The organism is Gelidibacter mesophilus DSM 14095 (assembly GCF_000423005.1).
Lineage (GTDB): Bacteria > Bacteroidota > Bacteroidia > Flavobacteriales > Flavobacteriaceae > Gelidibacter > Gelidibacter mesophilus.
On the sequence record NZ_AUHD01000006.1, the window covers coordinates 49,625 to 61,575 of the forward strand.

Consider the following 11,951-nt stretch of genomic DNA (forward strand, 5'->3'; position numbering starts at 1 on the left):
TTTTCTGAGATTTATTAAACAATCATTAAAGGTATTACATCCTTTTGTAACCAACCAATTAAAGGTTAAATTTGTTGTGAACAAAATTAGAGTCTATGAAATTCAATACCAAAACCATTCATGGCAATCAAGAACATGATAAAGCTTATGGATCTGTAATGCCGCCCATATATCAGACTACAACCTATGCGCAAACTACTCCTGGCGGTCATAAAGGTTATGAATACTCAAGAAGTGGTAATCCAACACGGACGGCTCTGGAGAATTCATTCGCCAGTATTGAAAATGGAACTTACGGATTGGCTTTTGGATCGGGGATGGCTGCAATTGATGCGGTAATGAAACTTTTGAAGCCGGGTGACGAAGTGATTTCAACCAATGATCTTTATGGCGGTTCTTATAGATTGTTCACCAAAATTTTTCAAGACTTCGGAGTTAAATTTCATTTTGTTGGCATGGAGAATCCTGCCCACATTGAATCTTATCTTAATAAAAGCACGAAATTGATTTGGGTAGAGACACCGTCTAATCCAATGATGAATATTATTGATATTAAAGCCGTTTCAGTTATTGCTAAAAAACACAACATTTTATTTGCTGTTGATAACACCTTTGCTACGCCGTATTTGCAACAACCTTTAGATTTAGGTGCTGATATAGTGATGCATTCTGCCACAAAATATCTGGGCGGCCATAGTGATGTCGTGATGGGAGGGTTGGTCGTTAAGGCTAAGGACCTGGCAGATAAATTATATTTTATCCAGAATGCAAGTGGTGCTGTTTGTGGTCCTCAAGATAGCTTTTTGGTGCTGCGGGGCATCAAAACCTTACACATTAGGATGCAACGGCATTGTGAAAATGGAAAAGCAGTTGCCGAATACTTGAATCAGCATCCAAAAATTGAAAAAGTCTATTGGCCAGGCTTTGAAAATCATCCTAACCATGATATTGCAAAATCGCAAATGAAGGATTTTGGAGGAATGGTATCGTTTACTACTAAAGGCAATAATTATGAAGAGGCCATTAGCATTATTGAAAAATTGAAAATCTTTACCTTGGCAGAATCCCTGGGCGGTGTGGAATCTCTTGCAGGGCATCCGGCAAGTATGACGCATGCAAGTATCCCAAAAGACGAGCGCGAAAAAACCGGGGTCGTAGACTCCTTAATACGATTGAGTGTTGGGATTGAGGATGAAGAAGATCTGATTGCCGATTTGAAACAAGCAATAGGATAAGCAGACTGCGAGAATATACTATAAAAAAGACCGAAATTTAGTTTCGGTCTTTTTTGTTTATTGAATTGTCAAGCCTTAATCGAGGTAGTATACATATCCAAAGTTCAACCAAAGTAAATAGTCGTTTGATTTGTTAGAGGGCAATGAATGGTTTAAGCCATCCACCTTATCACTAAAATAGTGCTGCCATCTCAAGTCAATCAGCAAATCTGATAAATAAGACAACTTGTAACGGCCACCAATACCGCCCACAAGCGATAATGTTGTGCCATTTTTAGCGGTTATGAAGTCAGTATCTCTAATCGTTCCATCGGAATAGCGATACCAGGGGCCATAAAAATTATCTAAATTATTTGGGTTTCCATCATTATAGGTGGTGTATACTTTTGGGTTATATGCTGTAAATTGAACGCCAAAACTAAAAAAAGGCGTGAAAGAGGGACTTGGTAAGGAAAACTCCTTGATGCTGAAGGGAAAATACTCTAATTGCATCCCGATATTATAGTTGTTGGTTTCACCGGAATGTGCTCTTAATTTATTGGCGTTTACACCGGTTTTTGAAGGGTCTACCCATCTGCCGAAATGCTCTAATTTAGTTTTGTTCCAAGAGAGTTCGCTTCGTACTTTAAAGTGATCATTGAAGTAGGTATAAGGGGTGTAGCCAGATCGATACTCAAAGTTCATAAAATGTACCAAACCAATCCCAAACCCTGTGTTGCCCTTATTGGTGTCAAAATCGCGACGTTCACCAAAATCAGACTGAAAAGCAACCGGTCCTGCAATAATACCTATTTCATTTGAGAATCCACCTTGAGCAAATCCAGTCGAAATACCTACGATAAAAATAGAGATGAGGGGTAGCCATTTCAAACTAGATATCATAAAGTTTATTTAATTAAGGGAGTTGGTATAAACAAATATATGAAAACTCAATTAACTACCAAACAAAACATTTACTGCGAGAAGGTTATGATATAATTAAACGCGGCATATTGTGATATTGATTTTTTTGACGGATTTTTTAAACAGATAAACAATAAAAAGGTTAAAGAAGGTAGATTTATTATTGATAATGTAATTTTCTGTAAAGAAATTAATATTTTATTGTGAATAATTCATTAAAAGCTTAATATAAGCTATATTTGCAACGCCAAACTTAATATTGACTGATAATAAAATAATAAATGAAAGATAAAATTGACTCTTTTTTAAAACTTGTAAAAAAAACGAATGAGCATGAACCAGAATTTTTGCAAGCTGTGCATGAAGTAGCAGAAACTATTTTGCCTTTTATAGAAGAAAACCCAAAATATAAAGGAAAAATGTTGCTAGAAAGGATGGTTGAACCTGAAAGAACCATTATTTTTAGAGTGCCATGGGTTGATGATAAAGGAGAAATACAAGTCAATAGAGGGATTCGGGTTGAATTTAATTCGGCCCTCGGTCCGTATAAGGGAGGCTTACGTTTTCATCCTACAGTAAATTTGAGTATTCTGAAGTTTTTAGGATTTGAACAAACCTTTAAAAACTCGCTTACTACACTTCCATTGGGAGGTGGAAAGGGCGGTTCTGATTTTGATCCAAAAGGTAAGAGTGACAATGAAGTGATGCGCTTTTGCCAATCCTTCATGAATGAGTTATACCGACATATTGGTGAAAGTACAGATATTCCTGCAGGGGATGTTGGTATTGGTCCACGAGAAATTGGATATATGTTTGGTCAGTATAAGAAAATACGTAATGAGTTTACTGGAATTTTAACCGGAAAAGGACGGTCTTATGGAGGATCTTTAATCAGGCCAGAATCAACTGGTTACGGAACTGTATATTTTGTACAAAGTATGTTGGCACTTAAAAACGATACTTTGGAAGGCAAAACCGTAGTGATTTCAGGATCAGGAAATGTCGCACAATATGCCTGCGAAAAAGCTACAGAATACGGTGCAAAAGTGTTGGGTATGTCTGATTCATCAGGTTATATTTATGATTCTGAAGGTATTGATGCTGAAAAGCTGGCGTATATAATGGATCTAAAAAATGAACAAAGAGGACGGATAAGCGAATATGCTGATCGTTATAAATCCGCAACCTTTCATGAAGGAAGACCTTGGGCAATTAAAGCAGATATTGCTTTGCCATGTGCCACTCAAAATGAATTGAATGAAGAAGAAGCATTAATGCTTATCAAAAATAAGGTACTGGTTATAGCTGAAGGTGCTAATATGCCATGTACACCAGAAGCCATTGAGGCATTTCAAAAAGCAAAAGTATTATTTGGACCAGGAAAGGCAGCTAATGCTGGTGGTGTAGCAACTTCAGGATTGGAAATGAGCCAGAATTCATTAAAACTGTCATGGTCTAGGAATAAGGTAGAAGGTAAATTGGTTGATATTATGGAAGATATCCATAAATCTTGCGTAAAATACGGCAAACAGGAGGATGGCTTTGTTGATTATGTTAAGGGCGCAAACATTGCTGGTTTTGTTAAAGTAGCAGATGCAATGTTGGCACAAGGTGTGGTCTAAGGTATCAAATTTACTTCTGATTGGTTAGGTTTGAGAGATGTCTTTCCACAATTTCAAACATTACAATGTCAGGCTGAATCTCTTCAATTAAAGCATGATCCAGCACGTAAGTTCTTACGTATAAGGTTTCCATAAATGTCTCGTTGAAATAGGAAATCCAAGCATTAGAAAAAGAATCACAATGCATTATCAATTTCAAATCCTGAAACTGATTTTTATAATGTTGAAACGTATATTTGGCGGATAAGGTATCTATTTTGGATACCTTATTTTTTTTGAGTGACACAACGTTCTCTTTAGTATTTATATTAATCATTGGCGTAATGTCACCTTTTATCGCAGTTGGAACATCATGATAATCAGATAATGGAATTGGTTTTATTTCAAAATCCTGGCTAATAACCCCAATGGTTTCTGAATATCCTAAAAAAGCACCGTAATCAGTCCAATGTGTATCCGTTTTATGATATAAGGGCCTATTTTTCTTTTCAGACATTAAGCGCTTTTTAAGTGAAATTATTTTTAGGTTAGTATAAGATTTTAAATGGCTCTGTAACTGTTCTAAACGGGTAATGTTCTGTTTGAGTTTAAAGGGTAAATTTTCTTGATAGATAGTTTGTTTATTGGGGGCTACCACTAAATAGAATGCGATATTTTTTAGTCCGAGGTCTCTTTCAATGTTAACTAAGTTTGTTGTAATTTCATTGAGTTCAGCTAAAGTAAATGGGACGTTTCCAAACGTATCATTCAAAATATCACTGTGCGCATTTCCTAAAAAATACCAGCCATCTTTTCCATTAATTACTTGGTTGGGCAGCGGGTTATCTTTCAAAACATCAGATTTAATATGAATGTATGAATTGACTAGGGTTGTTTTGAGTCCAAAATTTTTCTCATAATAATTTTTGTAGTCGTTGAATAAGCGCTTAGGATCGGAGAGGTTAAATTCGGGCAGTTCTGTAAATTCTCTGTTTTCGTTATTCTTTGTGTTTTCTAAACCCAATAGCATAACAAGGTTGGGCAGGATTAGTAGGAGTAAAAATCCGCCTATCAGAAGATATCTATTAGAAAACTGATCTCGAGGTTTCAAAATCTAAAATATATAAAAGGGTTATATGAATCTGTAGCAATATAAAAGAGACACAAGACAAATAGGCTTAGTAAACCAACCGCTCTGCAAGAACCAAAAAACCAATGGAAGGTATTTAAAGGTTTAATAAGCAATTTTATTTTGTGATATATTGGAACGGATAAAACAGTTGCAAGGAGTAAAACAACAAGGAGCTCAGTAGAAAAGTAAAAATTAAAAAATGCGACATTGGTTTTGTTTTGGAAACTGAACATAGCCTCAATGTACTGAAAAGCTTTTGGTAAAGAATCACTTCTGAAAAATACCCACGATACACAAATACTGAATAGTAAATACAAATGGGCGATGAATTTAGGTAATTTATTTAAAATTCTTCCCCACCCAAGACGCTCAACACTAATTAGAATGCCATGAAAGAGTCCCCAGATAATAAAGGTCCAATTAGCACCATGCCATAGTCCGGTGATTAAAAAAACGATAAAAAGGTTGATATATGTTCGGGTGGGGCCGTGTTGATTTCCACCTAACGGAATATAGAGATAATCTCTAAACCAACTAGATAAGGTCATGTGCCATCGTTTCCAAAACTCTCTTATCGATCTTGCTGTGTAGGGGTAATTGAAGTTTTCTGGAAAATTGAAACCAAACAGCTTCCCGAGCCCAATAGCCATATCTGAATATCCGGAAAAGTCAAAATAGATTTGGAAACTATAAGCAATAACGCCGAGCCAAGCCAATCCAGCCGATAGGTCATCACCATGCAGATTAAATATATTATCGGCCAAGAGTGCACAGTTGTTTGCAATGAGCATCTTTTTTGTAAGTCCAATTACGAAACGCTCGATACCTTCAGACATTAAGGAGGTCGTCACTTTTCTACTGGAAAGTTGATCTTTAATAGATTTATACCGCACTATTGGTCCTGCAATAAGCTGAGGGAACAATGTAACGTAGGTGGCAAAATCAATAATATTACTATTGGCCTCCACTTCCCCTCGGTACACGTCAATAGTATAGGACATGGTTTGGAAGGTGTAAAAGCTTATACCCAGCGGTAAGGCAATATTAGAAAAAGCATAAGCATTATCCACACTAACGCTAAAAAGACCTAAAAGATCAACAATATTGGTAAAGACGAAATCTGAATATTTAAAATAGGCAAGGAGTCCAACGTTAAAAATTATGGATAGGGCCAAGCCCGTTTTTCGTCTTCCGTTTTTAATAATAAGACCACATGAATAATCGACAAGTGTTGAAATAATAATTAAGGCAACAAGTTCTTTTTCTCCCCAAGTGTAAAAGAATAAACTGACAAGAAGTAAAAATAAGTTCTTAAATCTTGAAGGTAATAAATAGTAGATGAATAATGTGAATGGTAAAAATAAAAATAGAAAGACGGGACTACTAAATAGCATTCAGGATAATCAATTATGAAAAGCTAATTTACAATAAATTATCTTATTTTTGGTTTATATATTTCATACCAGATTTCCGTTTAATGGGTGCTATTAAGAAGTTTTTCAATTTATTTTTTTTGTTATTTTCATTTATTTTAGGTGCTCAGGATTATTCAGATTTATGGGAAGGACATTTTTCATATTTAGATATTAAGGATGTTTCCAATGATGGCAATAAAATTTACGCTGCCAGTGAAAATTCGATCTTTAGATTTGATTCAGAAACTAATGAAATTGAAACTATAACTACAATTAACGGTTTGTCTGGAGAGACGATTTCTACAATTTATTACAGTCAAAATTATGGCTTGCTTTTGATTGGTTTTGCAAATGGATTGATAGAAATAGTGTCGGACAGTTCTCCAGATGTGCTTTCTGTTATTGATATTCTGAACAAAGAGGCCATTCCACCTACTAAAAAGAAAATCAATCATTTTCATGAAGATGATGGCAAGATATATATCTCAACAGATTATGGCGTTTCTGTGTACAGTTTAGAGCGATTGGAGTTTGGGGATACTTATTTTATAGGTTTTGGAGGAAGTCAAATTAAAGTTAATCAATCCACTGTTTTTGGGAATTTCATTTACGCAGCCTGTAGCAATGGTGGTGCCCTTAAAAAAGCGGTTAAATCAAACCCCAATCTGATTGATTATACGCAATGGCAAACCATAAATTCTGGAGATTTCACGGCCGTTTCAAATGTAAATGAGAATTTGTATGCCATGAAGTCCAATCGAACGATTTATAAGATTGACAACGACAATCTTTCGGCGCTATTTACATACCCTGAGATGCCAAAAAGTGTAAAGAGTACCAATGATAATTTGATGGTGACCACAAAAGACCAAGTTTTTGTGTATGACGGTGGTTTTAACCTATTGAATTTAAAAAATGCCAATCGGGAGTTTGAAACTGTTTTTTCCTGCGCCACCATCAATTTACAAAAAGAACTATTCATAGGGACAAATTCTATCATCACAACTGGAAAGCCTGGTTTCGGAATTTTAAAATCGGGATCGAATGATGGTTCTGTCTATGAAGCCATTCATCCTCCCGGGCCATTAATGAATCGTGTGTTCAGTATTCAAACGCCTCCAAATGAAATATGGGCTGTTTTTGGTGGCTATTCATCTGAATACAATTTTAGTGGAGGAATTGCAAAAACAGGATTAAGTCATTTTATAGATGAAACTTGGGTGAATACACCTTATGACACTATTGCGGCTATCATCCCAAAACCTGATTATTTATCGCATATTACAGTAAATCCATTTAATTTAGAGCAGGTTTATATAAGTTCTTATTGGTCGGGTTTAATTGAGTTCAATCAAGGCCAACCTTCAATTATTTATGATCAAACAAACAGTACCATTGTACCCTTTGTTCAGGATCTCCACTTGACGCTGGGCGGAAATTATGACCGGACAGGGGCGCTGTGGGTTATGAATGGAAGAGTTGCCAAGCCGCTCAACAAATTTGAAAATGGAAAGTGGACATCCTATGATTTTACTTCAATTATAGATCCACCTACAAGTAATATCGGTTTTACTGCTCCCGTTTTTGATTCACAGGGCAATGTTTTTGTTGGAAGCTTTAAGAAAGGATTAATTGGATATAATATCAAAGGCTCAGGAAATACGGTTAAATTTATTGCTGATGAAGAAAGCAATATGCCAGCTGACAATGTAAACTCCTTGGCAATGGATAATAGAAATCAGTTGTGGATTGGTACCATAAAAGGATTACGGGTTTTGTATAATACTTCCAATTTTTTCAGTGAACCGAACGTGAAAGTGAGCGAAATTGTGATATTAGAAAAAGGAATTCCCACAGAGTTATTAGCCAATCAGGTTATTTCCGCCATCGAAGTTGATGGTTCCAATAATAAATGGATTGGAACAGGACAGTCCGGAGTCTTTTATTTTTCTCCAGATGGGCAACGGACAATTTATCATTTCACTACCGATAATTCGCCGTTACCTTCCAATACGATTAATGATATTTCAATTGATCCACAAACAGGAAAGGTGTATATCGCCACGCCAAAAGGTTTAGTGGCATTTATATCAGGAGGATCCACTCCTGCTGAAGAGCTAAATAGTGCCTTCGTTTATCCTAATCCAGTGAGGCCAGAATATAATATCCTTGGAGCAAATGATTTAAATGACATCAATAAGGGTGTTAAAATCAAAGGGATTACTGAAAATGTGAATATCAAAATTACAGATATTGAAGGTAATCTTGTAGCTGAAGCGCAATCAAGAGTCAATTTAAGAGCTTCAGGTTCTAATTATAATTTTGCAATTGATGGTGGCACCGCCATCTGGAATGGCAGAAATATGGCCAACGCTATTGTGGCTTCAGGTGTTTATTTAATTTTGATATCTGATTTGGATTCTTTCGAAACTAAGGTCTTAAAATTATTGATCATCAGATAATCTATTCAACTAAAAACATGTTAGTTAAAACCAACGCAATTGTACTTTCAAAAATAAGGTACGGAGATAATGATGTGATTGTAAAATGCTATACCAAAAACAGGGGCATCGTCAGTTATTTATTGCGAGGAGTTTTAAAAAGCAAGAAAAGCAATTCTAAAATTGCGTATTATCAGCCTTTATCACAATTGGAAATTGAGGAAAATTATAGGGCCAACCAATCTTTGCATTTTATTACCGATGTCAGGCTAAGTGTCCCCTACCATAATATGCATACCAATATTATAAAAGCAGCGGTTGTTATGTTTCTGTCAGAAGTCTTGACCACAACCTTAAAAGAAGAAGAAGCCAACCCATCATTGTATGAGTTTTTGGAAACGACACTGCAATGGCTGGATCACGAAACCGACTTTGCCAATTTTCATTTACTGTTTTTATTAGAGCTCTCCAAACATTTAGGTTTTTATCCAGACGGCTCACAATCAGGCTTTCCTTATTTCAATTTACGTTCTGGAAGTTTCGAATTAAATCCAGAAACGCCGTATACAATTTCAGGAGAAAATTTAACCGTGCTAAAACAGCTGTTGGGCATACAGTTTGATAGATTGGATACCATTAAATTGCATTCAAAACAAAGACAAGCTTTTCTGAATCTTTTGTTGCTTTATTTTGAATTGCATCTATCAGATTTTAGAAAACCCAAATCACTTCAAGTGTTTAATGAAGTGTTTCATTAATGCCAAGGTCCCCAATGAGATTTTTAATATTATTATGTGTTTATCTCCTCGGTGTAGTCTCGGGACAATCACAAAATGTTAAAATCTTAGAGGAATCTACAAGTCTTCCAATTTCTGGAGCTTTAATTTATAACGCCCTAAAAAGTAAATCAATAACTTCAGATATTGATGGAGTAGCCAATTTAAACCGTTTCGAGGAAGGTGAATTGCTTTTTATTGAACACTTGCTTTATGAAACAGACCGTTATAAAACGTCTGAAATTGTTAACGGTACTGTTTTTTTAAAACCCAAAATAGAGGGTTTGGATGAAATTGTACTGTCAGCTTCTAAATTTCAACAAAGTAAACGTGATATCCCCCAAAAAATCATCAATATCAATGCCAGTTCCATTGCATTTGACAACCCGCAAACAAGCGCTGATCTTTTGGAGAACAGTGGCAATGTCTTTATTCAGAAAAGTCAAATGGGCGGTGGAAGTCCAATGATAAGAGGGTTTGCAACCAATAGACTATTGATTGTTGTGGATGGCGTACGTATGAATAACGCTATCTTTAGAGGTGGGAATCTTCAAAATGTCATCTCTATTGACCCATTTACCATCCTGAATACAGAAGTTATTTTGGGAGCTGGCTCTGTTGTGTATGGAAGTGATGCAATTGGTGGCGTGATGAACTTTTACACCAAAAATCCACAATTGTCCTATTCTGATACGCTTTATTTTAAAGGACATGTTGTGGGAAGATATGCCACTGCAAATAAGGAGAAGTCAGGACATATTGATTTGAATTTTGGATTAAAAAAATGGGCGTTTCTAACAAGTGTGAGTTATACTGATTTTGATGATTTGCGTATGGGAAGTCACGGACCTTTAGAGTATATGCGCCCAGAATATGTGCAAACTTCTGACGGGGTGGATAGGGTGGTTCCCAATGAAAATCCTTTGGTTCAAATTCCAACAGGATATGACCAAATTAACTTTTTGCAGAAGGTGCGTTATGAACCCAAAGAAGATTGGACCTTTGATTTAGGCTTATATTATTCAACAACATCAGACTATGCCAGATATGACCGATTGATCCGTTATAATAAAGACACTTTGCGCTCAGCAGAATGGAATTACGGACCACAACGTTGGTTTATGGGCAATATGCAAGTGACTAAATTGAGCAGCAACTCCAATCTTTATGATAAAATTCAATCCACAGTGGCTTATCAGAATTTTCAGGAAAGCAGAATGGATAGGGATTTTAATAAACCTGAAAGAACTATTAGAGAAGAAGCCGTAGATGCTTTTTCCTTTAACCTAGATCTTGAAAAGCAGATAGGCAAAAGAACGGAGCTGTTTTATGGATTGGAATATATCTCTAATAAGGTCAATTCTATAGGACTTCAGGAAGATGTTCAAACAGGAATTACTGTGCCAACCGTTTCCCGTTATCCGAATGGATCTCATTGGCAGTCGCTGGCAGCCTATACGAGCTTAAAGTTTAAACCTAACCCGAAGTTTGTGCTCCAAACGGGCGTACGTTACAATCAAGTGATTGCCAATTCAGATTTTACTGAAAATAATGTCTACCTCAATTTGCCATTTACTTCAACTAACATCAATGCTGGTGCTTTAACAGGTACGGCAGGTATAAATTGGAATCCAAATGAAACTATTGGAATACGATTCAATGCGTCTTCTGCCTTTAGAGCGCCTAATATTGACGATATCGGAAAAGTCTTTGATTCTGAACCTGGTTCTGTAGTGGTGCCACATCATGATTTGAAGCCAGAATATGCCTACGGACTTGAAATTGGTTTAAAAATGAATTTTACTAATGTGGTTATTTTGGATATGGCGACTTACTATACACATTTGGATAATAGTATGGTACGTCGGGATTTTACATTAAATGGTCAATCTCATATTTTATATGACGGCGAGTTAAGTATGGTGCAGGCAATTCAAAATATGGCAGAATCGCGAATTTTCGGTTTTGAATTGGGGATGCAGATTAATTTTTCCGAAGCACTAAAGTTGAAATCCTATTATAATATCATCGGAGGAGAAGAAGAGGGCGACAATGGCGAAATAAAACCACTGCGCCATGCCGCACCAAAGTTTGGTTCTACACATATCCTATGGCATAATAAAAAGTTCAAAGTAGCTGGATTCGTTACATATAATGCTGAGTTTTCTTTTAACCAGTTGGCCCCTTCTGAACAAAAGAAGGATTATATATACGCATTGGATACGAATGGAAATCCTTATTCACCATCCTGGTACACTCTCAATATGAGAACGAAATATCAAATTAATGATGCGATAACCTTCACGGCAAGTTTGGAGAATATTACGGACCAACGTTATAAGCCATACTCTTCAGGAATTGCAGCTCCAGGACGGAATTTAATTGTCGCTTTAAAATATAATTTTTAGAATTGTAATTGAATCCACAAATTTAATTTTTTTGAAACAG

Annotated in this window: 8 protein-coding genes; 5 read left to right on the top strand and 3 right to left on the bottom strand. The window is 36.0% G+C overall.

From position 1 onward, the window contains the following. Window positions 1-95: 95 nt before the first annotated feature. Window positions 96-1,235, top strand: a complete 1,140-nt coding sequence (locus G525_RS0107430) for a cystathionine gamma-synthase (RefSeq protein WP_027125596.1) — start codon at window positions 96-98, stop codon at window positions 1,233-1,235. Window positions 1,236-1,310: 75 nt separating this feature from the next. On the opposite strand, the gene G525_RS0107435 is transcribed toward G525_RS0107430, so the two are convergent. Then, window positions 1,311-2,117 carry a THC0290_0291 family protein gene (locus G525_RS0107435; protein ID WP_035479282.1) on the bottom strand — a complete coding sequence of 269 codons (807 nt, stop codon included), beginning with the start codon at window positions 2,115-2,117 and terminating at the stop codon, window positions 1,311-1,313. 302 nt (window positions 2,118-2,419) lie between these two features. Here G525_RS0107435 and gdhA point away from each other — a divergent pair, with 302 nt between their 5' ends. Next, window positions 2,420-3,760: an NADP-specific glutamate dehydrogenase gene (gdhA, locus tag G525_RS0107440; protein WP_027125598.1), complete on the top strand. Its 1,341-nt coding sequence runs from the start codon at window positions 2,420-2,422 to the stop codon at window positions 3,758-3,760. A gap of 10 nt (window positions 3,761-3,770) precedes the next feature. Here gdhA and G525_RS0107445 read toward each other — a convergent pair whose 3' ends face one another. Both G525_RS0107445 and G525_RS0107450 read right to left on the bottom strand, forming a co-directional pair. Then, the gene (locus tag G525_RS0107445) at window positions 3,771-4,769 is read right to left on the bottom strand and encodes an alginate O-acetyltransferase AlgX-related protein (RefSeq protein WP_027125599.1); all 999 of its coding nucleotides are present in this window, start codon (window positions 4,767-4,769) and stop codon (window positions 3,771-3,773) included. Between the two features lie 77 nt (window positions 4,770-4,846). Beyond that, window positions 4,847-6,265, bottom strand: a complete 1,419-nt coding sequence (locus G525_RS0107450) for an MBOAT family O-acyltransferase (RefSeq protein WP_027125600.1) — start codon at window positions 6,263-6,265, stop codon at window positions 4,847-4,849. Window positions 6,266-6,348: 83 nt separating this feature from the next. Here G525_RS0107450 and porZ point away from each other — a divergent pair, with 83 nt between their 5' ends. The 3 genes from porZ to G525_RS0107465 are packed head-to-tail and all read left to right on the top strand — an operon-like array spanning window position 6,349 to window position 11,911. Beyond that, window positions 6,349-8,748, top strand: coding sequence for a type IX secretion system anionic LPS delivery protein PorZ (porZ, locus tag G525_RS0107455; RefSeq protein WP_035479285.1), 2,400 nt, complete (start codon window positions 6,349-6,351; stop codon window positions 8,746-8,748). Between the two features lie 17 nt (window positions 8,749-8,765). After that, a complete protein-coding gene (recO, locus tag G525_RS0107460) occupies window positions 8,766-9,485 on the top strand; it encodes a DNA repair protein RecO (RefSeq protein ID WP_027125602.1) in 720 nt (239 codons plus the stop codon). A gap of 14 nt (window positions 9,486-9,499) precedes the next feature. Beyond that, window positions 9,500-11,911 carry a TonB-dependent receptor plug domain-containing protein gene (locus G525_RS0107465; RefSeq protein ID WP_027125603.1) on the top strand — a complete coding sequence of 804 codons (2,412 nt, stop codon included), beginning with the start codon at window positions 9,500-9,502 and terminating at the stop codon, window positions 11,909-11,911. The last annotated feature ends 40 nt before the right edge of the window (window positions 11,912-11,951 follow it).

Coding starts and splice junctions, on each gene's coding strand:
- porZ (WP_035479285.1), top strand. CDS start 6,349: ATGGGTGCTATTAAGAAGTTTTTCAATTTATTTTTTTTGTTATTTTCA.
- G525_RS0107450 (WP_027125600.1), bottom strand. CDS start 6,265: ATGCTATTTAGTAGTCCCGTCTTTCTATTTTTATTTTTACCATTCACA.
- recO (WP_027125602.1), top strand. CDS start 8,766: ATGTTAGTTAAAACCAACGCAATTGTACTTTCAAAAATAAGGTACGGA.
- G525_RS0107465 (WP_027125603.1), top strand. CDS start 9,500: ATGAGATTTTTAATATTATTATGTGTTTATCTCCTCGGTGTAGTCTCG.
- G525_RS0107445 (WP_027125599.1), bottom strand. CDS start 4,769: ATGCTATTGGGTTTAGAAAACACAAAGAATAACGAAAACAGAGAATTT.
- gdhA (WP_027125598.1), top strand. CDS start 2,420: ATGAAAGATAAAATTGACTCTTTTTTAAAACTTGTAAAAAAAACGAAT.
- G525_RS0107430 (WP_027125596.1), top strand. CDS start 96: ATGAAATTCAATACCAAAACCATTCATGGCAATCAAGAACATGATAAA.
- G525_RS0107435 (WP_035479282.1), bottom strand. CDS start 2,117: ATGATATCTAGTTTGAAATGGCTACCCCTCATCTCTATTTTTATCGTA.